This is a genomic window from Chryseobacterium edaphi (genome assembly GCF_025628985.1).
GTDB lineage: Bacteria > Bacteroidota > Bacteroidia > Flavobacteriales > Weeksellaceae > Chryseobacterium > Chryseobacterium edaphi.
In genome coordinates this window covers 1,693,013-1,718,429 of sequence record NZ_JAOTEM010000001.1, presented here as the reverse complement: position 1 = coordinate 1,718,429, position 25,417 = coordinate 1,693,013, and the positions used below count along the sequence as shown (strand labels likewise).

General features: G+C 35.1%; 21 protein-coding genes. 18 read left to right on the top strand and 3 right to left on the bottom strand.

What is annotated here, in order from left to right; all coding sequences use genetic code 11:
* Positions 1 to 120: 120 nt before the first annotated feature.
* The gene (locus tag NZ698_RS08060; RefSeq protein ID WP_263002562.1) at positions 121 to 612 is read left to right on the top strand and encodes a DNA-deoxyinosine glycosylase; all 492 of its coding nucleotides are present in this window, start codon (positions 121 to 123) and stop codon (positions 610 to 612) included.
* Between the two features lie 51 nt (positions 613 to 663).
* Here NZ698_RS08060 and NZ698_RS08055 read toward each other — a convergent pair whose 3' ends face one another.
* Positions 664 to 1,356, bottom strand: coding sequence for an AIM24 family protein (locus NZ698_RS08055; protein WP_263002561.1), 693 nt, complete (start codon positions 1,354 to 1,356; stop codon positions 664 to 666).
* Between the two features lie 198 nt (positions 1,357 to 1,554).
* Here NZ698_RS08055 and queA point away from each other — a divergent pair, with 198 nt between their 5' ends.
* The 4 genes from queA (at position 1,555) to NZ698_RS08035 (ending at position 5,736) form a co-directional block, all read left to right on the top strand.
* A complete protein-coding gene (queA, locus tag NZ698_RS08050; RefSeq protein WP_263002560.1) occupies positions 1,555 to 2,604 on the top strand; it encodes a tRNA preQ1(34) S-adenosylmethionine ribosyltransferase-isomerase QueA in 1,050 nt (349 codons plus the stop codon).
* Positions 2,605 to 2,672: 68 nt separating this feature from the next.
* Entirely contained in the window at positions 2,673 to 3,707 is a 1,035-nt protein-coding gene (gene rlmN, locus NZ698_RS08045) for a dual-specificity RNA methyltransferase RlmN (protein WP_263002559.1), read from the top strand.
* 101 nt (positions 3,708 to 3,808) lie between these two features.
* Positions 3,809 to 4,687 carry a hypothetical protein gene (locus NZ698_RS08040; protein WP_263002558.1) on the top strand — a complete coding sequence of 293 codons (879 nt, stop codon included), beginning with the start codon at positions 3,809 to 3,811 and terminating at the stop codon, positions 4,685 to 4,687.
* Between the two features lie 71 nt (positions 4,688 to 4,758).
* Complete coding sequence (locus NZ698_RS08035) at positions 4,759 to 5,736, top strand: polyprenyl synthetase family protein (RefSeq protein ID WP_263002557.1); 978 nt, start codon at positions 4,759 to 4,761, stop codon at positions 5,734 to 5,736.
* Positions 5,737 to 5,795: 59 nt separating this feature from the next.
* On the opposite strand, the gene NZ698_RS08030 is transcribed toward NZ698_RS08035, so the two are convergent.
* Complete coding sequence (locus NZ698_RS08030) at positions 5,796 to 6,092, bottom strand: hypothetical protein (protein WP_263002556.1); 297 nt, start codon at positions 6,090 to 6,092, stop codon at positions 5,796 to 5,798.
* 138 nt (positions 6,093 to 6,230) lie between these two features.
* Between NZ698_RS08030 and NZ698_RS08025 the strand changes: the two genes are divergently transcribed.
* Both NZ698_RS08025 and NZ698_RS08020 read left to right on the top strand, forming a co-directional pair.
* Positions 6,231 to 8,663 (top strand): alpha-ketoacid dehydrogenase subunit alpha/beta, encoded by a 2,433-nt coding sequence (locus tag NZ698_RS08025; RefSeq protein WP_263002555.1) that lies wholly within the window; start codon positions 6,231 to 6,233, stop codon positions 8,661 to 8,663.
* A gap of 132 nt (positions 8,664 to 8,795) precedes the next feature.
* The gene (locus NZ698_RS08020; protein ID WP_263002554.1) at positions 8,796 to 9,134 is read left to right on the top strand and encodes a hypothetical protein; all 339 of its coding nucleotides are present in this window, start codon (positions 8,796 to 8,798) and stop codon (positions 9,132 to 9,134) included.
* 114 nt (positions 9,135 to 9,248) lie between these two features.
* Here NZ698_RS08020 and NZ698_RS08015 read toward each other — a convergent pair whose 3' ends face one another.
* Positions 9,249 to 10,451, bottom strand: coding sequence for a C1 family peptidase (locus tag NZ698_RS08015; RefSeq protein ID WP_263002553.1), 1,203 nt, complete (start codon positions 10,449 to 10,451; stop codon positions 9,249 to 9,251).
* A gap of 289 nt (positions 10,452 to 10,740) precedes the next feature.
* Here NZ698_RS08015 and NZ698_RS08010 point away from each other — a divergent pair, with 289 nt between their 5' ends.
* The 11 genes from NZ698_RS08010 (at position 10,741) to NZ698_RS07960 (ending at position 25,303) form a co-directional block, all read left to right on the top strand.
* The gene (locus NZ698_RS08010; RefSeq protein ID WP_263002552.1) at positions 10,741 to 11,259 is read left to right on the top strand and encodes an RNA polymerase sigma factor; all 519 of its coding nucleotides are present in this window, start codon (positions 10,741 to 10,743) and stop codon (positions 11,257 to 11,259) included.
* An 11-nt stretch (positions 11,260 to 11,270) separates the two neighbouring features.
* Positions 11,271 to 13,721 carry a vWA domain-containing protein gene (locus tag NZ698_RS08005; RefSeq protein ID WP_263002551.1) on the top strand — a complete coding sequence of 817 codons (2,451 nt, stop codon included), beginning with the start codon at positions 11,271 to 11,273 and terminating at the stop codon, positions 13,719 to 13,721.
* Positions 13,722 to 13,906: 185 nt separating this feature from the next.
* A complete protein-coding gene (locus tag NZ698_RS08000) occupies positions 13,907 to 15,964 on the top strand; it encodes a vWA domain-containing protein (protein ID WP_263002550.1) in 2,058 nt (685 codons plus the stop codon).
* A 206-nt stretch (positions 15,965 to 16,170) separates the two neighbouring features.
* On the top strand, positions 16,171 to 16,674 hold the full coding sequence (locus NZ698_RS07995; protein ID WP_263002549.1) for a GbsR/MarR family transcriptional regulator: 504 nt from the start codon (positions 16,171 to 16,173) through the stop codon (positions 16,672 to 16,674).
* Positions 16,675 to 16,822: 148 nt separating this feature from the next.
* On the top strand, positions 16,823 to 17,242 hold the full coding sequence (locus tag NZ698_RS07990; protein ID WP_263002548.1) for a hypothetical protein: 420 nt from the start codon (positions 16,823 to 16,825) through the stop codon (positions 17,240 to 17,242).
* A gap of 16 nt (positions 17,243 to 17,258) precedes the next feature.
* A complete protein-coding gene (locus NZ698_RS07985) occupies positions 17,259 to 18,035 on the top strand; it encodes a fatty acid desaturase (RefSeq protein ID WP_263002547.1) in 777 nt (258 codons plus the stop codon).
* Positions 18,036 to 18,037: 2 nt separating this feature from the next.
* Positions 18,038 to 18,493, top strand: coding sequence for an SRPBCC family protein (locus tag NZ698_RS07980; RefSeq protein WP_263002546.1), 456 nt, complete (start codon positions 18,038 to 18,040; stop codon positions 18,491 to 18,493).
* Between the two features lie 60 nt (positions 18,494 to 18,553).
* The gene (locus NZ698_RS07975) at positions 18,554 to 19,258 is read left to right on the top strand and encodes a YqjF family protein (RefSeq protein ID WP_263002545.1); all 705 of its coding nucleotides are present in this window, start codon (positions 18,554 to 18,556) and stop codon (positions 19,256 to 19,258) included.
* Positions 19,259 to 19,658: 400 nt separating this feature from the next.
* Entirely contained in the window at positions 19,659 to 21,101 is a 1,443-nt protein-coding gene (locus NZ698_RS07970) for an alpha-L-fucosidase (RefSeq protein ID WP_263002544.1), read from the top strand.
* The gene (locus NZ698_RS07965) at positions 21,101 to 23,758 is read left to right on the top strand and encodes a beta-glucosidase (protein WP_263002543.1); all 2,658 of its coding nucleotides are present in this window, start codon (positions 21,101 to 21,103) and stop codon (positions 23,756 to 23,758) included. Before NZ698_RS07970 ends, NZ698_RS07965 begins: the two co-directional genes overlap by 1 nt.
* 234 nt (positions 23,759 to 23,992) lie before the next feature.
* Positions 23,993 to 25,303: a PQQ-dependent sugar dehydrogenase gene (locus NZ698_RS07960; RefSeq protein WP_263002542.1), complete on the top strand. Its 1,311-nt coding sequence runs from the start codon at positions 23,993 to 23,995 to the stop codon at positions 25,301 to 25,303.
* Positions 25,304 to 25,417: the final 114 nt, after the last annotated feature.

Below are 25,417 nucleotides of genomic sequence, written 5' to 3'. Positions count from 1 at the left end.
GGTGGTTTTACTGTGTCAAATAACTTTTAGCAATAGAAATAATATCAATACAAGCGGGCTTTAGCCCGCTTTTTGTTTTCAATATTATAGGGCTTCAGCCAAAATTTATATATTTGAATCATGCAAAACCGCATCTCATCTTTTCCACCAATTATCAATAATACTTCAAAAATCATAATTTTAGGATCAATTCCTGGTGTGAAATCTTTAGAAAAGCAACAATATTATGGTCATCCGCAAAACAAATTTTGGAAGATTATTTTTGAATTGTTTCACGAAGAATTTACTGATGATTATGATCAACGAATTGCTGTTTTAAAGAAAAATCATGTAGCACTTTGGGATGTCATAGATTCGTGCGAAAGAAAAGGAAGTTTAGATTCAGAAATTAAAAATGAAGAAGCCAATCAGATCGCAGAACTTTTAGAAGAATATCCAAACATCAAAGCAATTTTCTGCAATGGTGGAAAGTCTTATAAAAATTTGCAGAAATTATTAGGTAAAAATTTCAGGATCCCTATTTATTTATTGCCTTCAACAAGTCCGCTTCACACGATTTCTTTTAAGAGGAAATTCGAAGACTGGAAAAAGATTTTAGAATTTATAGTATAAAATAAAGAGTCAGCTTAATAATGCTGACTCTTTTATAATTTGATTTTAAATCTATTTCTCCACCACATAAACCTCCTCAAACGGCTGTATCAATACCCATCCATTTCCGGAAAACTTCATCTGAAATTCTTCGCCGCTTCCTCTTCCAATTAAGCTCTTAAAAGATACATTGGTTTTTAGTTCCGGGCTAATATTTCCAGACCAAGCAACAGTTGCATTGGGATCCGTGAAAACCGGTGCATCGGGAGTAACCATCAAAGTTAAAGGTTCGCCGTGAGTGGTAATCGCAATATGTCCTGTTCCCGAAAGTTTTACCTGAAACAATCCTCCGGACATCATCCCTGCAATACTTTTCAGCATCGTAATGTCGCTTTTAATGCTTTGCTCGTGTGCTAAAACATCATTTCCATTCACGAAAAGTGTCTCATTATTCAAATAAAGAATTCTCACTTTTTTCCCGGAATCAGCAACGTATAATTTACCAGTTCCTTCAGCTTTCATCAGTTTTGAACCTTCTCCACTGATTGCTTTTTTTAATAGATTTCCCAATCCGCCGGAAAGCATTCCCTGTCTTTCAAAGTTCACATTTCCTACATAACCAACCATGCTTCCTGTTTTTGTCCAGACCGCCTGATTGTTGAGGTTGATTTCTAAAAGTGCAGGTTTTTCCAGCTCAAAATAATCTCTTTCAAGAGGATTTTCTTTGGTTTCTTTTACGAATTCTTCTAAAGAATATTTGCTCATAGGTGTAATTTTAATCTTACTAAAATAGTCTTTTTTTTGCTTTAAATTTCATTAAATAAAAAAATGTCATACTTTAAAATCCCTGCCAGTACCGATTGTGAAATAAAGACTTGACAAAGGGGTGTCGAATGTTGTATATTTGCAATCCGAAAATTACATCCGTAATTATCACATAATTTTTAAACCGTAATTTAAAAAATGAAGACATCCGATTTTAATTTTGATCTCCCTGAAGAATTATTGGCAGAACATCCATCAGAACACAGAGATGAAGCAAGATTAATGGTTCTTGACAGAAAAACTCAAACCATTGAGCATAAAACATTCAAAGATGTTGTAGATTATTTTGACGAAAAAGATTTATTCATTTTCAACAATACTAAGGTTTTCCCTGCACGTCTTTACGGAAATAAAGAAAAAACCGGAGCTAAAATTGAAGTTTTCTTATTGAGAGAGCTTGATAAAGAAACCCGAGTTTGGGACGTTTTGGTAGATCCTGCAAGAAAAATCAGAATTGGTAATAAATTATTCTTCACAGAAGATGAATCTTTGGTTGCTGAAGTAATCGATAATACTACTTCAAGAGGAAGAACTTTGAGATTTTTATTCGACGGTTCTTACGAAGAATTCAGAACAAAACTGAAAGAGTTAGGAGAAACTCCTCTTCCAAAATATATCAAAAGAGATGTAGAACCTGAAGATGCTGAAAGATATCAAACGATCTATGCTAAAGTAGAAGGAGCTGTAGCGGCACCGACTGCAGGTCTGCATTTCTCAAGACATTTGATGAAGAGATTGGAAATCAAAGGAATTGATTTTGCTGAAGTGACGCTTCACGTAGGTTTAGGAACATTCAATCCAATTGAAGTGGAAGATCTTTCTAAGCACAAAATGGAATCTGAAGAAATCATTATCGATGAGAAAAATGCTGAGATCATCAACAAGGCTGTTCAGGAAAACAGAAAAGTTTGTGCAGTAGGTACAACAACGATGAGAGCAATTGAAACTTCAGTTTCTTCAAACAGAAAAATTTCTGCATTCAATGGCTGGACAAATAAATTTATTTATCCGCCTCACGATTTTGGAGTTGCGAATACAATGATTACCAATTTCCACACGCCAAAATCTACTTTAATGATGATGATTGCAGCGTTTGCAGGAAAAGATTTCTTAATGCAAGCTTACGAAGAAGCGGTAAGAGAAAAATATAAATTCTATTCTTACGGTGACGCAATGTTAATTTTATAAAAAGATATTAGATAGATGGTTGCAGGTATTAGTTATCTGCAACCTAAAATCTTCCACCTATTCCTACAATGAAAGACATCCGTACATTATCCCTAGACCAACTCAAAGATTACTTTGGTACTATTGGTGAAAAACCTTTTCGTGCCAAGCAGGTCTATGACTGGATCTGGAGTAAAAATCTTCATTCATTTGAAGAAATGACGAATCTTTCAAAAGATCTGAGAGAAAATCTGATCCGTGACTTTATCATGAATCCTGCAGCCGTAGATCAATTTCAGAAATCTACAGACGGAACGATAAAAAACGGAGTAAAGCTTCATGACGGATTGATGGTAGAATCTGTTTTGATTCCTACAGAAACGAGAACTACAGCGTGTGTATCGTCACAGGTAGGTTGTTCGTTAAACTGTGAATTTTGTGCTACAGCCAAGCTCAAAAGAATGAGAAATCTTGAAGTGGCAGAAATCGTGGATCAGGTTGCTCTTATTGATAAACAAAGTAAAGAATACTACAATCGTCCGCTCACCAACATTGTTTTTATGGGAATGGGAGAGCCAATGATGAATTACAAAAATGTAGTCGAAGCCATCAGAAAAATCACGCAGCCGGAAGGTTTGGGAATGTCTCCAAGAAGAATTACAGTTTCTACATCCGGAATTCCAAAGATGATAAAAATGCTGGCTGATGATGAATTAAAAGTAAAACTTGCACTATCATTACACTCTGCGGTTGAACAAACCCGTAATGAGATTATGCCGTTTTCAGACAAATTTCCTCTGACAGATATTATGGAGGCTCTTCAATATTGGTACAAAAAAACAGGTTCTGTAATTACGTTCGAATATTGTGTTTGGAAAGGAATTAATGACAAAGATGAAGACATTAAAGCTTTAATTAAATATTGCCGACAGGTTCCTTCTAAAGTTAATTTAATCCAATACAACCCAATTGGTGAAGGTAAATTTGATCATCGAAGTATTGCAGCTGAAGAAAAGTATGTTCGCGAACTTGAAAAAGCAGGAATTACAGTGATGGTGAGAAAAAGTCGTGGCGGTGACATTGATGCAGCTTGTGGACAACTAGCCAATAAAAACGCTGAATAATTTCTTAATTAAATTCTTTTTAAATAAATTCAATCCATAAAGTGGAGGCATACCTTTAAATTCTTAACAATCCATTCATACCAAATTCTTAATTTTGCATGATGAAAAAGGTTTTTCTACTATTTGTAATTTTCACATTCCAAACTGCTTTTTCTCAACATGCAGAAATTTTCAAGCTTAAAAAATTCAGAGTTTCAGTTTTAAACGATTCGATCCAGGAAACTTCAGGACTGAATTTTTTTGATGGAAAACTCTACACCTTCAACGACAGCGGAAATCCTGCTGAACTGTACGAAATCGATAAAAATTCAGGAAAAATTCTCAAAGTTTTAAAAACGAGTACTGAAAATAAAGACTGGGAAGCTTTAACCAATGATGGGGAAAATTTCTACATCGGAGATTTTGGCAATAATGCAGGAACCCGAAAAGACTTAAAAATCTATAAAATTCCTTTTCAGAATAATGAATTGCAGAATGATTTGATGAAAACTATTTCTTTTTATTATCCTGAACAGAATGATTTCACCTCAAAAAATATTTCCACAGATTACGATTTGGAATCGATGATTTATTTAAATGGAAAAATTCACATTTTCACTAAAGAATGGTCTTCAAAAGCTACAACGCATTACACACTTGATCCTGAAAATTCTGAAAATCAGGCTGCTCAGAAAGTAGAATCTCACAAAACTGGTTTTGTAATAACTGATACTTATTATTACGATAAAAAACTTTACGTTGTCGGTTATACCAAGAAAACCGAAGTATTTTTAGATATATTTAATGAAACTGAGCCAGGAATATTTTTCAAAGAAAATCCAAGACACTTTTATTTAGGAAGCGCATTGACGATTGGACAAATTGAAGGAATTGCAGTCGATGAAAAAGGAATTTATATTTCAGGGGAAAAATTCTATTCACCGATTAAGAAAACCAAACCGTTTTTTTATTTTATTCCTAAAGATAAACTCAAACTTTAATTTTGTTAAAATTGGTTTAAAAAAATTATCTTTGTGAGAATTAATAAATACTCACCCATCATTCTCAGATAGTGGCCAATATTGTAGAAGAAATCAAACGACCGATCAATGAGGAAATGAAACTTTTCGAGCAGAAGTTTTATGAATCTATGCAAAGCAAAGTCGCTTTACTTGATAAAGTTACCCGTTTTATTGTTACCACAAAAGGGAAACAAATGCGTCCGATGTTTGTTTTTCTATGTGCAAAATTGATTGGAAACGTCAACGAAAAAACCTATCGCGGTGCTTCAATGATTGAGTTGATTCACACGGCAACTTTGGTGCATGACGATGTTGTGGATGAGAGTTTTAAAAGACGTAATTTTTTTTCTATTAATGCTTTATGGAAGAATAAAATTGCAGTTTTGGTAGGAGATTTCTTGCTTTCTAAAGCGGTTTTACTTTCTACAGACCATAAAGATTACGATTTACTTTCTGTAATTTCAAGAACCATCAGAGAAATGTCTGAAGGCGAACTTCTTCAATTGGAAAAAGCCAGGAAACTAGATATTACCGAAGATGTTTACTACGAAATCATCCGTCAGAAAACTGCTACTTTGATTGCTGCATGTTGCGAAATCGGTGCTTTATCAAACGATGCTGATGAAAATTTAGCCAAGAAAATGATGCAGTTCGGAACGTATACCGGGATGGCTTTTCAGATCAAGGATGATTTATTTGATTATTTAAGTTCAAATTTTATCGGAAAACCGGTCGGAATTGATATCAAAGAACAGAAAATGACGCTTCCTTTGATTCATACTTTGAAAATTGCCAGCGAAGCTGATAGAAAATATTATTTCAATACCATCAAGCGTTACAATAACGACCAGAAACGTGTGAAAGAGCTTATTGCTTTTGTGAAAAGTTCAGGCGGTTTGGATTACGCAATTCAGGTCATGAAAGATTTTCAACAGAAAGCAAAAAATATTTTGGATGAATTTCCTGATTCTGAAGTGAGAAAATCTCTGCACACGATGCTGGATTATGTGATTGAAAGAAAATTCTAATTGCCATTTCTATATCAGAATTTCAATGTTAATTTAAAGACAACAAAAAAACTGGAATTTTAATCCATTATTGTTGTTGTTATAATAATCACAGATAGAATAATACAAAATAAAGCGATTAAAAATAAATAATCCGCAATACTCTCATATCTGTTTCCTAAACTTTCTTTCTTAGATCTTATCGACATAAAAGAAAATAAACTGCTGCACGCAAAAAACACACATGCGATGCCCGCAAATTCATCTAAAAATGTATGATGACTCGTTTTAGTGATTTTCAATGAGGTAATGATGATCATCGAAAACCCTAAAAGATTGGTCGATGCATTGAGGATGTGGGTTGACTTTTTTTCCATATTACAGAGTTTTATTCAAAGTAAATACATTTTTTTTCATTATCAAATTTTTAAAAAATATTCTTTAAAATTAAAATTAATATAAAAAGTGTATATTAGCAAAATACTTGATAATTAAAAAATATTTAATATTTGGCTATGCAGACAACCTATATTGAAACTCAGCAGATTTCTTTTCAAGACTTTAAAAATCAGATACTTGAAGACTATAAATTAGGAAGAATCTCTCGTGAAATGTCTTATTTGGGCAGAAGAGAAGTGCTTACCGGAAAAGCGAAGTTCGGAATTTTTGGAGACGGAAAAGAGTTGCCGCAATTGGCAATGGCGAAAGTTTTCAGAAACGGAGATTTCCGTTCAGGGTATTACAGAGATCAGACTTTTGCACTAGTTGTAGATGCTTTATCGGTTGAAAGTTTTTTTGCGCAATTATATGCAGATACAAGTGTTGAAAGAGAACCTGCATCTGCCGGAAGACAGATGAACGGACACTTTGCTACAAGAAGTTTGAACGAAGACGGAAGCTGGAAAGATTTGATGGCTCAGAAAAATATTTCTTCTGATATTTCTCCGACTGCCGGACAAATGCCGAGATTATTAGGTTTGGCGCAAGCCTCTAAAGTATACAAAACGGTACAGTTTGAGGGTTCTGAAAAATTCTCCGACAAAGGAAACGAAATCGCTTTCGGAACCATTGGTGATGCTTCTACTGCAGAAGGTCATTTCTGGGAAACTTTAAATGCTGCGTGTGCGCTTCAAGTACCGATGATTGTTTCAATTTGGGATGACGGTTATGGAATTTCTGTACCAACAATGAAACAGAGAGCAAAAGCCGATATTGCTGAAATGTTGAGCGGTTTCCAGAGAAAAGAAGGTGAAAACCAAGGTTGTGAAATCATTCAGGTGAAAGCTTGGGATTATCCTGCTTTGTTGGATGCTTATGCGAAAGCAGAACATTTTGCAAGAACTGAATCTGTACCTGTGGTGGTTCATGTGATTGAAGTGACTCAGCCTCAAGGTCACTCTACTTCAGGATCACACGAAAGATATAAAAATGAAGACCGTTTATCATGGGAAGCTGATTTTGACGGATTGTTGAAATTCAGAGAGTGGATTTTAAATTATTCGATCGAAATTGAAGGTAAAGAGGAGATCATTGCTGCTGTTGAAGAATTGGATGCGATTGATGAAGAAGCGAAGAAAAAAGTAAAAGCCGGACAAAAATTGGCTTGGGAAAATTACCAGAAAACACTTACAGAACTTGCTTTTTCAGTTTTACCTTTAGTGGAAAATCTGAAAGGTCAAAACTCTGAAATTGAAACTTATATCAATCAATATACTAAATTGGTTTCAAAAGCTAAAAAAGATGTTTTCCATTTGATCAGAAAATCTTTATTGGCAACAAGAGGAACAAATTCAGCGGAAAGAACTCAGTTGATGAATAAGTACAACGAAGTTTTTGAAGTTGAAAAAGACAATTATTCTTCTCACTTATATTCGCAGTCTCAGTGGAAAGCTGAAAATGTGAAAGAAGTAAAACCTATCTACTCTGAAACTTCAGAAGATGTTGACGGAAGAGTAGTAGTGAGAAATAATTTCGATAAAATATTTGAAAAATATCCTCAAACTTTAGTCTTTGGTGAAGATGCCGGAAATATCGGTGACGTGAACCAAGGTCTTGAAGGAATGCAGGAAAAATATGGTGACATTCGTGTTGCTGATACCGGAATCCGTGAAGCGACTATTTTGGGTCAGGGAATCGGTATGGCAATGAGAGGTTTGAGACCAATCGCTGAAATCCAGTATTTAGATTATATCTTGTATTGTTTGCAGGGAATGAGCGATGATTTGGCGACAGTTCAGTACAGAACAAAAGGCGGTCAGAAAGCTCCTGTAATCATCAGAACGAGAGGTCACAGATTGGAAGGAGTTTGGCATTCAGGTTCTCCGATGGCGGGAATTTTAAATCTTTCAAAAGGTATTTTGGTTTTGGTTCCAAGAAACTTGACGAAAGCTGCCGGATTCTACAACACGATGCTTCAAAGCGACGATCCTGCTGTGATTGTTGAATGTCTGAACGGTTACCGATTAAAAGAAAAACAGCCTGATAATTTAGGTGAATTTACTGTTCCTGTCGGGAAAATTGAGGTTACAAAAGAAGGAAAAGACGTGACTTTGGTAACGTACGGTTCGACTTGGAGAATCGTTATGGAAGCAGCAGAAGAATTAGAAAAATTGGGAATTTCTGCAGAAGTTATTGACGTTCAGTCATTAATTCCTTTTGATTTAACACACGAAATTGCTGAATCTGTGAAAAGAACAAACAGATTGGTTGTAATCGACGAAGATGTGGAAGGTGGAACATCAGCGTTTATCCTTCAGCAGATTTTAGAGAAGCAAAAAGCGTTCAGATTCTTAGATTCTGATCCTTTGACGATTGCTGCAAACGATCACAGACCTGCATATGCAAGTGATGGTGACTATTTCTCTAAACCATCTTCCGATGATATGGTGGAGAGAATTTATGCCTTATTTAATGAAACAAATCCTGAGAAATATCCTTCGATATTCTAATTGAGATTTTAGATAAATTTTGAAACCGCTTTCTTTTTAGGAGCGGTTTTTTTTTGAGTTGTCACTTTAATTCAATAGAAATTGTAAATTAAATTCGTCTTTATATGTCATTATTTAACAAAAAGAAAAACCATGAAATTTAATTTTATTTGTCTAATTTTTATACTAATTACGAGTTGTAAAGAAGAAAAAAAAGCAGTTTTGCTGGCTGATCGGGAAGCTCCGATCGGATGGATATATTTAGAAATGTTTAATGATAAAACTTTTAATTTTATATCTAAAGGAGGTTTAAGAGGTGATGATGTTTATTCGGGAAATTTTAATTTAAAAAATGATACAATGTACTTTAAATATAAAGATTCAATTCCGCAAGCGGGTTCAAAGGCAGTAATTAAAGATGGTTTTGTAAGTTATCTCAATGGCAAATATCCTGAGAGTGTTGAAATCAAATTAAATAATATCAAAAAATAAATATCGTATACAGTTAATTTTACAAACAAAACCGCCTCAAGAAAAATCTCAAGACGGCCTATTAACAAGTTTAAAAATATCTAAAATTGTCAAATGAATGACAATAATGATTTCCTACAAACCAATACTTTTGATTGGTTTCAATTGTTTTCTTATGTTCTTTGGGATTGCATTTTTATGAACCAAAATCGCAGTTGATTTATACTCGACATATGGTTTTGTCACATACAAATATCCGTCAAAATCGTTCGTTACACCCCAAGAATTTTTCACCATATAATATTCTTTTCCCGTTTGATCTTTCGCCAAACCTACGATGTGCATTCCGTGGTCATCGGTTGTGGTAAGGTTGTTTAAAGCTTTCTGACGAAGATCTTCAGTGATGGTTTTGTCTTTTTTAGGCTGTGTAAACAATTCTTTTTTTACTTCCGGAGTAATCTGATCCAAATCTACATCAGGAACATAGGCAACCCCGTTTTTGTAAGAAAAATAAGGCTCCGAAACATCGGTTGCCCAACCTACAGAATATCCTTTGCTTACTGCATTATCAATGATAGCCGTCATTTCATTCATTGGAATATTCCAGTCAGAGTCGTGGCTCCAGTTATCAGGAATCGGAACGACAAATTTCTGATAGTAAGGATAATCTTTGTAAGAAGATAATTCCACATAATCTTCAGGATTAATACCTACAACTTCTTTAGCAAAAGTTTTTGGAGTATATTTTTTCCCTTCGTAGTTAAAGTTGGCCGGAACTTTTCCTAAATATTCATCAAGAATTGCATCCACAGAATCCATCCAGTTATCTTGAAGTTTTCCTTTTGAAGATGCTGCAACCAAACTTTCTAAAACAGGTTTTAGTTTCCCTTGCATTTCATTAAAATTATTTAAAGTCTGCCCAGATTTTAATCCTGTATAAACATCCTGCGGAACGGCTCCGTATTTTTTGTACATATTGACAACATCATGCAGTTCTCCACCATCGCCCCAACTGATTGCTCCGCCGTTTAAAACATATAATTTTGCTTTGTCGTGATAAGAATTTCTTGCAGTGAAAATTTCTGCTAAATCAACAGGCTTTTTACCCATTCTCTGCATTTCAGATTCCAGAAAAGAGTTTCCGGAATAACTCCAGCAGGTTCCTGATGAACCTTGGTTTTTTACCGAAGTTGCCCCTACATCTTTTAAAGTAGTAAACTGGAAATTGGCATTTTGAGACTGATTGTTCTTCAACTTGTTGATCAGGTCATCCTGAGCAAACATCATACTTCCTGCACATAAAACAACAAGCAGTGATGCAATTCTTTTATTTTTCATAAGAAAAGGAATGTTTATTTTACAGTTCTGTTTTAGAAATTTCATTAGTTTAAAACTATTTAGGCAATCTCATAACTGTAAAAAATTATAATTAAATAGTCGACAGTATTAAGGTAATGTTACAGATTTGAATGTTAAAAAGGGTTAAAGTTGGTAAGAGCTAAATGACTAAAAAACTGTACAACTTTTACCTTCTTTACTTTGAGTATTTCCTTAATTTTAGAAAAAGTTTACAATGTTTCCAACCTTTCTGAAATTTCCTGCATCTATAAGAGTATAAAGCCTGACTATGGAAAAAGAATTACTGTTAGAATGCCAACGGAACGACCGCAATGCCCAGCGGAAGGTTTATGAGAAAATGGCGGGCAAACTGTACTCAGTCTGCAAACGCTATCTGAAAAACGACGAAGACATCGAAGAAGTGTTGGCCGATACGTTCTACAAAATTTTCACAAAGCTCAATCAACTGCAAAATCATGAAATTTTCGAAGCTTGGGCAAGAAAAATTGCAGTGAACGAATGTTTGCAGAAACTGAGAAGTATGAAAGCTCTCGACATTTCTTTAGAAGACGAATTGGTAGAATCGACGGGTTCACCAACGGACAGTATTTCTTTTGAAAAGGATATTTTGAAGCTGCTCAACTTTCTTCCAGAAGGCTGCAGAGCTATTTTCAATTTGTTTGCGATTGAAGGTTATCCGCACAAAGAGATTGCGACAATGCTTTCCATCAGTGAAGGAACTTCAAAATCTCAGCTCAATTTTGCGAGAAAAAAGCTTCAGGAACTCTTGGTTAATCACAACATTTAAACTTTTACACAATGGAAAACAATCACGATATAGATAAAAAATTCAATGAGGCTTCTCATTCTTTGGAAGAACCTGCGACTTTTCCGGGTTTCGATAAGGTTTGGGCAAAAGTTGAAGAGAAATTAGACAAAAAAGAAGATAAGAAGAGAAACGTTCCTATCTGGTTTCCTTATGGAATTGCAGCGAGTTTAATTATTGGTTTGGGAGCGTTTTATTTTATTAACAAAAAAGAAATTGTTGATATTTCAAAGCCTCAAATTTCTCAAAATAAGGTTTCGCCAAAAGTAAATCCTAAAGTTGAGGTAATTGATAGTACTGTGAAATCTAATATTGAAATGGAAATTGCTGTTGTAAATGCTCAGAAAGAAAATCAAGTTTTAGTTTATTCAAATGTAGTTCCTGAGCCTGTAAAAGCTCCAAATATTTTAGTTCCAAAACAAGGAGATTATGCAGTTGCAAGTAACCCAAATTACATGGAACCGGATCATGACGGAGTTTTAGATAAAGATGATGAGCCACAAGAGATGAAAGAAGTTGTTGTAACGGGTGCTTTAGGAATTAGAAAAAAACAAAATGCGACATCATCCTCAAATCAAATTTCAAATTCTAATATAGTTCAATCCTTACAAGGTAGTGTTGCAGGAGTTAAGATTTCAAGTAATAATAATGGATGGCTTTATAATCAATCATCCAACAACAATGTGGTAAATTCTATTCAAGAACAAATACCAAGTAGTACAATTTCGGGAAGTCTACCGCAAAATATTCTCATCAGAGGCGCTGGAAGTTTAAATGGAAATAATCAGGCTCTGATTGTAATTGACGGTATGGTTTCTAACCAGATCGCTTTAACAAAGTTGAATCCTCAGCAGATAAAAAGTGTAGATGTTTTAAAAGAAGCAGCATTAACCGCTCTATATGGAAGCCGTGCAGCCAATGGAGTAGTCGTTGTTACCACCAAAAAACTTTCCAGAAAAGAGAAAAAAGCATTTAAAAAATTACAAAAAGTTCAGGACAGCATCAATCGTTCAAAACAAATTCAGCAATATAGCTCTGAAGAATACGATGCTTTTGTAGAAAATCCTTTTGAACTGACAAAAAATCAATCGGTTTCTACTTTCTCAATTGATGTTGATAAAGCAGCGTATTCCAATATCCGAAGAATGATTAATAATGGTGAAGTGGTAAATAAAAATGCAGTGAGAATAGAGGAAATGATCAATTATTTTAAATACAATTATCCGCAACCGAAAAACAACCAGCCTTTTTCTATCAATACAGAATACAACGATGCGCCATGGAATCCTAAACACAAATTACTGAAAATTGGTCTTCAGGGAAAAAATATTCCGATGGATAAATTACCGAGTTCAAATTTTGTTTTTCTGATTGATGTTTCCGGTTCGATGGATGCTGCGAATAAATTGCCATTGCTGAAGTCATCTTTCAAAGTTCTTTTAGATCAATTAAGACCGCAGGACAAAGTCGGAATTGTAGTCTACGCAGGAAGTGCAGGAATGGTTTTACCTCCGACTTCAGCGAAAGAAAAAGATAAAGTAATTGAAGCTTTAGACAAACTGCAGGCAGGTGGAAGTACAGCAGGAGGACAAGGAATTGAATTAGCTTACAAACTTGCTCAGGAAAATTTCATTAAAGGCGGGAATAACCGAGTAATCATCGCAACGGATGGTGATTTTAATGTAGGAGCTTCTTCAACCGGCGATCTTCAGACATTGATCGAAGAGAAAAGAAAATCAGGAGTTTTCCTTACATGTCTAGGTTTCGGAATGGGAAATTTCAAAGACAACCATATGGAAACTTTAGCTAACAAAGGAAACGGAAATTATGCCTACATCGACAATATGCAGGAAGCCAATAAGTTTCTCGGAAAAGAGTTTGCCGGAAGTATGTATGCAATTGCAAAAGATGTGAAAATTCAGATTGAGTTTAATCCGAAATTTGTAAAATCATATCGATTGATTGGTTATGAGAATAGAAAATTGAAGAATGAAGATTTTACCAATGATAAAATTGATGCCGGAGAATTAGGAAGCGGACATACCGTTACAGCTTTGTACGAAGTGATTCCGAATGATGTAAATTCTGAGTTTTTACCTAAAGAAAATGACCTAAAATATACTAAAAACACAAATGATGAAAATTTTAGTGATGAGTTGGCAACCGTGAAATTCAGATATAAAAAACCTGACGGAGATACAAGTTCGGAAATTATTCAAGTGGTAAAAAATTCAAATGAATCAATTTCTTCGGCGAGTGACGATTTTAAATTTGCCTCTTCGGTCGCTTGGTTTGGTTTGGTTTTGAGAAATTCAAATTTAATTAAAAACAAAAGTCTAGTTGACATTGAAAAACTTTCTAAGAAAGGAAAAGGAAATGATGAAGAAGGTTACAGGTCTGAGTTTGTGAGATTACTGGAAACTTACAAAACGATTCAAAAGTAAAATTTTATAAAAAGAAATTTCTTCGGAGATTTCTTTTTTATTTCATTGAAAATTAAATAGATCAGGCAAACTTAACAAAGCTTTTTTATCATCAATTATAGATTTTTCACTGAAACCTTTTTAAATTTTTGCATCTATACATTAGTGTGAATTTGTTAAATGTTTTTTTAAAAAAATTAATGAGTATGAAAAAATTATGTATTACAACATTGGCTTTAGCATTGTTAGGAAGTTGCAAGACCAAAAATGTTACCGATTCTACATCGGAATCTCAAAAATTAAGCATTAAAAAAGATAAAGATCAGGACGGTCTGAAAAATAATCATGATAAATGCCCTGAAATTGCAGGATCACTTGAAAATAAAGGCTGTCCATGGCCGGATTCAGACAATGACGGCGTTCCCGATAAAGACGATTCCTGCAAAGATGTTGCAGGACCAGTTGAAAATAATGGTTGTCCGTGGCCGGAAACTGACGGAGATGGCGTGATTGATAAAGATGATGCATGTCCTACAATCGCCGGTCCTGCCGAAAACAATGGTTGTCCATGGCCGGATACAGATGGAGACGGAATATTAGATAAAGGTGATGCTTGTCCTACAGTTCCAGGATTACCTGAATATAATGGTTGTCCAAAACCGAAAAGTGTGGTTGCAGAAGAAATCGAATATTCATTGGAGAGTAGTTCAATTACTCGCTCACAAAAAAAGCAACAACGCATTGTTCCGTCAAAACCAGTAAAACAGACTAAATCTGCTACAGATAAAAAAGTTTACAGTAAAAAAATTACAACCATAAAAGGAAAGAAAGGAGTACAACCCATCAGTAACACAGATGAAGAATACAATTCATTAGTTGAAAATCCTTTTGAACTGACAAAAAATCAGTCTGTTTCTACATTTGCGATTGATGTTGATAATGCTTCATACTCAAATATCCGAAGAATGATCAATTATGGAAGTGTTGTCGACAAAGACGCCGTAAGAGTTGAAGAAATGATGAATTATTTTAAATATGATTATCCTCAACCGGAAAACAAGCATCCTTTTTCAATCAATACAGAATACAGCGATTCTCCGTGGAATGCTGATCATAAACTTTTAAAAATAGGTCTTCAGGGAAAAAATGTGGCGATAGAAAATCTTCCCAATTCCAATATAATTTTTCTGATCGATGTTTCTGGATCGATGAGCAATGAAAATAAACTTCCGCTTTTAAAATCTTCATTTAAAATTTTACTGGATCAGTTAAGACCACAAGACAAAGTAGGAATTGTTGTTTATGCGGGAAGTGCAGGAACGGTTTTGGAGCCGACTTCTGCAGCGGAAAAAGTAACAATTTTAAAAGCCTTAGACCAACTTCAGGCAGGAGGAAGCACTGCCGGAGGAGAAGGAATCGAGTTGGCTTACAAATTAGCAAAAGAAAGTTTTATCAAAGGCGGAAATAATCGTGTAGTTTTGGCGACTGACGGAGATTTTAATGTTGGAATTTCATCTGAAAAAGACCTTGAAACCTTGATAGAAGAAAAGAGAAAAACAGGAATTTTCCTTACGTGTTTAGGTTACGGAATGGGAAATTATAAAGACAACAGACTCGAAACTTTAGCTGATAAAGGAAACGGAAATTACGCATATATTGATAATTTACAGGAAGCAAATAAGTTTTTAGGACGAGAATTCGCCGGAAGTATGTACACAATTGCGAAAGATGTGAAAATCCAGATTGAATTTAACCCGAAATTTGTTAAATCGTACAGATTAATCGGTTACGAGAACAGAAAACTAAGAAACGAAGATTTTACTGATGATAAAATTGACGCAGGAGAATTGGGAAGCGGTCATACTGTGACTGCTTTGTACGAAATCATTCCGGTAAATGTAAACTCAACATTTGCTCCGAAAGAAAGTAAACTGAAATATTCTGCTACTACGGCTTCTCAAAACTTTGGAGATGAGTTGGCAACGATCAAGTTCCGATACAAAAAACCGGACGGAGATAAAAGTACAGAGATCACAAAAGTCGTGAAGAATTCTGAAGAACCCTTAAATCAATCAAGTCCGGATTATAAGTTTGCTTCGTCAGTCGCTTGGTTTGGCTTGGTTTTGAGAGATTCAAAATTGATTAAGCTAAAAGATTTAGATAAAATTGAAAATCTGGCAAAAGAAGGAAAAAACAAAGATGATGAAGGGTATAGATCAGAATTTATCAGATTGGTCGAAAGCTATAAAGCAATTCAAAAATAGATTTCAAACAGACATTCAAAAGGATGTCTGTTATTTATTAAAATAAACTTTCAAATATTATTGAAAATTCAAAAACTATGATTATCTTTGTAACAGTTAAAGAAGTTTTTAGTTGTTCAATTATACAGTTCTCATTCAAACTGAAAAACTACACAACTAAGTAACACAGTAACTGATCAACTGCAAAACTAACAAACTTAAAAGAAATGAAACTTTCAGAAGCCAAAGAAAAATACATTCAGACTTGGGGAACATTTGCCACGAGTTGGGGAATCAACCGCACAATGGCGCAGGTTCATGCCTTGCTTTTGGCAAACGGAAAACCACTTTCAACTGATGAGGTGATGGAATTGTTGGAGATATCGAGAGGAAACGCCAATATGAATCTTCGTGCTCTGATGGATTGGGGAATTGTAAAAAAAGAGTTTATCAAAGGTGACCGAAAAGAATATTTCATTGCAGAAAAAGACGTTTGGTTTTTGTTTAAACAGATCACAAAAGAGCGTAGAAAGAGAGAAATAGAGCCTGTTGTTGCATTTTTAGAGGAATTAAAAAACATTGAAGACAACAATTCTGACGAAGCAAAAGAATTTATCAAATTGATGGATGATTTTAGCAATGTCACAAGCAAAATCAACAATATTATGGATCTTGCGATTAAAAGTGACGATCATTGGCTGGTCGGAAAGATCACCAATTTACTAAAATAGAAAGGACTTCAAAATCCTTTTTTATTTCAAACCAACTTTCAATAATTACTGAAAATATTATAATTATGAAAAACTTAATCATTCATTTAATCTTGATTTTTTATTTCGGGGGAAAAACAAAAAGAATAACTTTTTAAAATTGATTATAATGAAAACACTTTTAAAACATGAATTTAAAATTCAAATCGTAACCGTTTTAATATTTGTTGTCACTTTTGTAAAGAGCTTTTATTCCGAAAATGGCATTTTTTCTCAGATTATGATTGTTGAATTTTTTGTTTTGGCGATCGTACAGTACACTTTAAACATTATTAAATTCTTCAACGATGATTTTATCAATGATGATTCTAGGAAATTATATATGTTTCTGTCAATTTTCGTGGTGGTAGGTTTTCTTAGTTGGAGATTGGCTTTTGTTTTTGATTGGAGTGATTTTGAAAATTTTTCAGGAATGTTGGCTCTAACATGGATATTTCTTACACCATTTCTAATTTTTCAATCTTTATACATCAGTTGGTCAGATTCAGAAAAGAAGATTGAAAAACAAGATGAAATTTCTCAAAAATAATTAAAACTAAAGAAAAATGAACCATACAGATTTAATCAAAAAAGTAGAATGGAAAGATCTCAAAAAACTTTCTCTAAAAGAAATGTTGATTGAAAATAACATAAGTGTTCCCTGGCTTCTAATCTCTTTGTTTTTGGCTTTCAAAGGATATTATTTTGCGGCGCTTCCGTTTTCCGGATTTTACTTTCTGACAGCGCTCAGACAAGTTCACAACGGTTTTCATAATTCTTTAGGTACAGGAAAATTTCTTACATGGCTTTCGATGAACAGTATTTCAATGATTGCTTCCGTTCACGCTGTGAAATTCAATCACATCAGACATCACAAATTTTGTCTTTCTGAAGAAGATTATGAAGGAAAATCAGCCTCAATGAAATGGTATCAAGCCATTTTCTACGGGCCAAAGCATCTGTTTTTAATTCATTGGATGACATTTAAATTAGCAAATAGAAAGTGTAAACAAAATATGTTTTTAGAACTAATTTCAATCTCAGTTTTTGTTTTCATCGCGTTTTATTTTAAAATTAATTTTTTGATTTATCATATTTCCATTATGTTTTTTGGAGAACTTTTAATGGCATTTTTCGCAGTCTGGACAGTTCATCACGACACTCACAATCATCCGGAAATCGCAAGAACCCAACGTGGATTTTGGAAAAACAAACTAACTTTCAGCATGTTTTATCACATGGAACATCATCTTTTTCCGGCAGTTCCAACAATTAAATTGCCTGAATTAGCTGAGAGAATTGATAAAGTTTTACCCGAATTACATAAAAAGCAAACTTTCTGATCATGTCTGTCATTCATTTAAAAACAATCATCAAAGCTGATATTTACAAAGTTTTCGATTTGGCAAGAGACATCGATCTCCACCAAAAATCTACTTTTAAAACGGGTGAAAAAGCTATTGAGGGAAGAATTTCGGGATTGATTGAAGATGGCGAAACGGTCACCTGGAGAGCAAAGCATTTGGGGTTTTATCAAACTCACACTTCAAAAATTATTGAGATGAAAAAGCCATATCAATTTACAGATATCATGTTGAAAGGAACGTTCAAGTCATTAAAACATCAGCATCTTTTTTCTCAAGAAGGTGAAAGTACGGTGATGATCGATATTTTTGAATTTGAATCTCCATTCGGAATTATTGGGAAACTTTTCAATACATTTTTTCTAAAAAATTATATGACGAATTTTCTTCTTGAAAGAAATAAAATGATCAAAAAAACAGCCGAATTATCGGTTTGAAAATTAAATATTTAACCAATCACAAATTATTTCATCTTAAACAATTCAAAAACAAAAATTATGAATTTCCTGAAAGCCGAATGGCGAAAATTAGCAATTATCAATTACGAAATCGATCCAGAAATTTTAATGAAATATCTTCCAAAAGGTACTGAACTTGATTTTTACAAAGGCAAATGTTATGTAAGTCTTGTAGGTTTTATGTTTTTAAATACCAAATTATTGGGACTTCCGATTCCTTTTCACAGAAATTTTGAGGAAGTAAATCTTAGATTTTACGTAAAGAAAAAAGAAGGAAATGAATGGAAAAGAGGAGTGGTTTTCATCAAAGAAATTGTTCCGAAACCGGCTTTAAGTTTTGTAGCAAACTCAGTTTACAAAGAAAATTATCAAACTATGCGTATGAAAAATCACATGCAGCATAACGAGAACGATTTCATGATCAAATATTCCTGGAAAGACAAAAATTGGCATTCTATAGAAATAACCGCTGACAACAATGCACTTCCTATGGAAAACGATTCGGAGTTTGAATTTATTACGGAGCATTATTACGGTTTTACCAAAAGATCAAACAAAACTTCAGAATATGAGGTTTGCCATCCGAAATGGGATTGGTACAAAGTGAAAAATCATCAGCTCGAAATTTGTTTTAATAAAATTTACGGTAAAGATTTTGAGTGCTTAAATCATCAGGAACCCTTATCGGTAATGCTTGCCGAAGGTTCTGAAATTGAAGTGAGAACGAAGAAATATTTAGTTTAAAAAAACAAGAGCCAGTTATAAAATAAAAAGAGCCAAGTACGAAGTGGTAGTTCTTAGTATAAATTGACGCACTTGGAAATCTCAAATTTCAGATTGACGCCCTCTAATAATTTCACAATTTTTAATCATAAACTCATGTGAATGATGTGTCAAAAACTTCGTGCCCCCTCACAAATAACAATTTTATTTTCAACAATAATTTTTGTAATCATACCTAAAATCCATTCGATTATAAGCAGTTTTCTGCTCCCAAAAGAGAATTTTCGATTTTTAATCTTATGTGTTCTAAATATCCTCAATCCATTAAACTTAAAACTCATGTTACTCATGTATAAAAAACTTTTGTCCCTTTTGTGGTAGAATTTATGGTTAAAGTTTAATTTAGCAAAAACTAAACTTCATGTTCACCAAGCCAAAAACGAAAACGCTCTTTCTCTCATCCTTATTACTTTCATCCATTTTTTTTTCACAGGCACACAATGTTTCAGAAGGCTACCAAAAACCTACAGATCCGCTTGTTATTCAGAATCTTGAAAACTGGCAGGATTTAAAATTCGGGCTCTTCATGCACTGGGGAACCTACAGCCAATGGGGAATTGTAGAAAGCTGGAGTCTTTGTCCGGAAGACGAATCGTGGACACAAAGAAAACCTGAACATGGAAAATCGTACAACGAATACGTAGAAAATTATGAAAACCTGCAGAAAACATTTAATCCGACTCAGTTTAACCCACAAAAATGGGCAGATGCGGCGAAAAAGGCGGGAATGAAATATGTAGTTTTTACGACCAAGCACCACGATGGTTTTGCGATGTTTGATACCAAAGAATCTGATTACAAAATAACTTCTTCAAACACTCCTTTTTCCAAAAATCCCAAGGCGGATGTGACGGAGGAAATTTTCAGTACATTCAGAAAAGATGGCTTTAAAATCGGAGCTTATTTTTCAAAACCCGATTGGCATTCTGATGATTACTGGTGGCCGTATTTTCCACCGAAAGACCGGAATGTAAATTATGATCCGAAAAAATATCCTGAAAGATGGAACAGTTTTAAAAATTTCACTTTCAACCAACTCAACGAAATCACTTCCAATTACGGTAAAATAGATATTCTCTGGCTCGATGGAGGCTGGGTTCGTCCGTTTCACACCATCGACCAAAATGTGGAATGGCAAAGAACCATCAAGGTCGAACAGGACATTGACATGGACAAAATCGGAACGATGGCGCGAAAAAATCAACCCGGAATTATCGTCGTAGACCGCACGGTTCCCGGAAAGTGGGAAAATTACGTAACTCCTGAGCAGGCTGTTCCTGAAAAAGCACTTTCAATTCCGTGGGAAAGCTGCATCACGATGGGTGATTCTTTTTCCTACGTTCCGAATGACAATTACAAATCGTCTCAAAAAATTATTGAAACTTTGGTGAAAATCATTTCCCGGGGCGGAAATTATCTGATGAACATCGCTCCCGGACCGAATGGCGATTACGATGCGGTGGTTTATGAAAGATTAAAAGAAATTTCAGGTTGGATGGATCAAAACCAATCGGCGGTTTTTGCAACGAGAGCAGTGGCACCATACCACGATGGTAATTTTTATTATACCCAAAGCAAAGACGGTAAAACGCTGAATGTTTTCCACTTAAATGATCAATCAACCTATGAGTCTCCATCAACGTTAAACTTTACAATTCCTGAAAATTTTAAACCAAAATCATTAAAAGTTTTAGGACTATCCAATAAAATTCAATGGAAAAAATCCGGTAATATAATTGAAATTCAATTGCCTGAAGACCGTAAAAAATTGAACTATGCAAGTGTAATTCAAATAACGCAATAATGAAGTTTAAATTAAAATTAATTGGAATTTCATTGTTGAGTGCTGTTTTCATATCAGCTCAAAAACCGCTGTACAAAGATTCAAAACAACCGATACAAACAAGAGTTCAGGATTTGCTGAAACGCATGACGCCCGAAGAAAAATTCTGGCAGTGCTTCATGATTCCCGGTGATCTGGACAACGTTCCGAAAGGTCAGTATTCCCACGGAATTTTCGGATTGCAGGTGAGTGCAGGAAATCAGGGCGGTGGAGTTGCCGGACAGTTGTTGAAATACAATGCCAATGAAGATGCGGAAAGACTGGCAAAAAAGATCAACGCCATTCAAAAATATTTTGTGGAAGAATCTCGATTGGGAATTCCAATTATCCCTTTTGATGAGGCCTTGCACGGACTGATGCGGGAAGGAGCGACTGCTTTTCCGCAGGCAATCGGCTTGTCCGCGACCTTCAATCCTGAGTTGATGAAAGAGGTTTCGAGCGCGATTGCAAAAGAATCAAAACTGAGGGGAATCCGTCAGATCCTGACTCCCGTGGTGAATCTTGCGAATGATATACGATGGGGAAGGACAGAGGAAACGTACGGAGAAGATCCGTTTTTAACTTCCCTGATGGGCGTTAATTTCGTCAGTTCATTTGAAAAGCAGGGAATTATTACCACTCCGAAACATTTTTTAGCGAATGTGGGTGAGGGCGGAAGAGATTCCTATCCGATTCACTGGAGCAAAAGATATTTGGAGGAAACTCATTTGGTTCCGTTTCAGAAAGCCTTTCAACAGGGAAAAAGCCGTTCGGTGATGACTTCCTATAATCTGTTGGATGGTAGACCTTCAACGGCCAATCACTGGTTGCTGACTGAAAAATTAAAGAAAGAATGGGATTTTAAAGGATTTGTCATCAGCGACGCCAGTGCGGTGGGTGGTGCCAACGTTCTGCACTTTACGGCAAAAGATTACGACGATGCTTCTGCACAGGCGATCAATGCAGGACTTGACGTGATTTTCCAGACAGAATATCAGCATTATAAACTTTTTATGCCGCCGTTTTTGGATGGTAGAATTTCAAAGGAAAGAATTGATGATGCAGTGGCGAGAGTTTTAAGAGCAAAGTTTGAGCTCGGTCTTTTTGAAAATCCTTATGTTTCTAAAAAAGATATTGATGAATTAAAGAATATCAATAACAAACCTCTGGCGGAAAAAACAGCGGTCGAATCTTTTGTTTTGCTTCAGAATAATCATCAGACGCTTCCAATTTCAGAAAAGATAAAAAAGATTTTAATTGTCGGAACTGATGCTGTGGATGCAAGACTGGGCGGTTATTCCGGACCCGGAAATAAAAAGGTGAGTATTTTGGAAGGAATTAAAAATTTCGTCAAAAATAAAAATATTGAGATCACTTATTCAAAAGGAATTGACTGGAATATAAAGAATTTTGCAACCGTTCCTGCTGAATTTTTATCTTCAGAAAATCAAAAAGGTTTGAAAGGTTTTTACTTTTCCAATCCTGATTTAAAAGGAAATCATGCATTTGAAAAGCAGGATGAACAGATCAATTTCAAATGGACTTTATATTCTCCAAATCCGGAAAAGCTGCAGCCAGACAGTTACAGCATTCGCTGGACAGGAAAACTCGAAGCGCCGGAATCAGGAAAATATAAGCTTGGATTACGTGGAAATGATGGTTTCAGATTGTATATAAATGGAAAACTGGTTATCGACCATTGGGAAAAACTGAGTTATTCAACCAAAACAGTTGATATTGATTTGACTAAAGGTCAGAAATATGATATCACCATTGAGTTCCATGAAAATAGAGGTGAAGCGAACATCGAATTGGTCTGGAATTATGGTTTAAACAATTACCAAAAAGATTTTGATGAGGCTTTAAAACTTGCTCAAAATTCAGATTACATCATTGTAACAGCCGGAATTCACGAAGGTGAATTTCAGGATCGCTCATCAATCAGTCTGCCCGGAAATCAGGAAGAATTCATTAATGAAGTTTCCAGATTAAATAAACCGACAACCGTAGTTTTGGTGGGCGGTTCTGCTATAAAAACTACAGATTGGAAGGATAAAGTAGGAGCCATTCTGGATGTCTGGTATCCCGGTGAAGAAGGCGGAAATGCTGTGGCAAAAGTGCTTTTCGGAGCAGAAAATCCTTCAGGAAAATTACCGATTACGTTTCCGATAGAGGAAGGTCAGTTGCCTCTGACGTACAATCATCATCCGACCGGTCGGGGAAATGATTACCACGATTTGAGCGGGGAGCCGTTGTATCCGTTTGGTTTCGGTTTAAGTTATACCACTTTTGAAATTTCTGATTTGCATTTAAATAAATTAAAATTTAAAGAAAATGAGACGGTCATTGCAAAGGTCAAAGTTAAAAACACAGGTTCAAAAGCAGGAAGTGAGGTGGTTCAGCTTTATATAAAAGATTTGTTGGCGTCTGTTTCAAGGCCGGTTTTGGAATTAAAGGGTTTTCACAAAGTGTATCTGAAATCCGGTGAATCCAAAGAAATTTCAATTGAAATTCCGGTAAAAGAATTGCAGTTTTTAGATGAAAAAATGAACTGGATTGTGGAAAAAGGAATATACAGAATTATGGTCGGAAATTCATCAAAAAATCTTCCTCTTAAGCAGAATATTGAGGTCGAATAATGTTTTGGATTAAATCTGATGATTAGCTGTAATGATAAAAAAAATAGTATTTCCTGACTAAGTTTACGCCGTTGTATATCTTAACAGCGGCCTCTATTTAAAATTCTTTGTCTGACTTTGCGTTAAATAAAAAATTATATAAGATCTAATCCATTATTGTGCAACCGTTTTCTTTTTCGGGAACGGTTTTTGCAATTTTTGAGACAAATATTTTAACACATCACATCATTATTTATGAAAAAATATCTTCTACCGGCAGTCGCAGTGCTGTTTTTCAGCTGTAAAGAAAGTAAAAATCAGAATACTTCAGAAACCGAAGTCGTTACCAAAACAGATACTTTAAAACTTCCCGCACCCGATGAGAAAGGTGCCAAAAATAAATTCAGTAACGTCATCGGATGGCCTGCAGGAAAGGCTCCGACAGCTCCTGAAGGATTTACAGTGACCCGTTTTGCCGAAAATATCAAAAGTCCGAGAAACATGATTCAGGCTGCAAACGGCGATATTTTTGTCGTCCTTTCCAATTCTGAAAGAACAAAAACCGAAAAAATTAAAAATGACATCAGCGGGAAAAGCGATGCTGAAGTCGGAGGAAAATCAGCCAACCGTATCATTTTATACAGAGATGCCAACAAAGACGGAGTTGCAGAATCTTCTTCTGTTTTTCTGGATAATCTGAATCAGCCTTACGGAATGCTGATTATTAAAGATAAATTTTATGTTGCCAACACCGATGGACTTTGGGTTTATCCATATAAAGAAGGTGATACGAAAATTACCCAGGCAGGAAAGAAAATCGTTGATTTACCTGCTGGAGGTTACAACAATCACTGGACGAGAAATTTAATTGCCAATAAAGATCAGTCTAAAATCTATATTTCCGTTGGTTCCGGAAGTAACGTCGGTGAAAACGGAATGGAATATGAAGTGAGAAGAGCCAATATTTTGGAAGTCAATCCTGATGGAAGCGGAGAAAAAATCTACGGAGCCGGACTTCGGAATCCTGTCGGAATGAGCTGGAATCCTTCCACCGGAGAGCTTTGGACCGTTGTAAATGAAAGAGATGAATTGGGTGACGAGCTCGTTCCGGATTATCTGACCAGTGTGAAAAGAGATCAGTTTTACGGCTGGCCATATGCTTACTTCGGAAAAAATGAAGATCCGAGAAGAAAAGGAGAGAAGCCTGATTTGGTTGCAAAAACCATTGTTCCGGATGTTCCGTTAGGGTCGCACACTGCATCTTTAGGACTAACTTTCTACACAGGAAATCAGTTTCCTGAAAAATATAAAAACGGCGCTTTTATCGGACAGCACGGATCGTGGAACCGCTCATCTTTAGTGGGTTATCAGGTAGCTTTTGTGCCTTTTGCCAACGGGAAAGCTTCAGGACCTTATCAGCCATTTTTAACCGGATTTATAGCGAATGAAGAGAAAGGTGACGTGTACGGAAGACCTGTAGGTGTTTTACAAATTGCCGACGGATCTCTTCTGGTTGCTGATGATGTCAGCGGAATTGTGTGGAGAGTGGCACATTCTAAAAAGTAAAATTTTGTGTTAATACCAATTTCATTCAGAAATTTACATCAAATTTTGTGGTATGAAATATGTAATATTTAGCTTATAACCCATTGAAATTGTACAATTTCAATTATAAAAGTT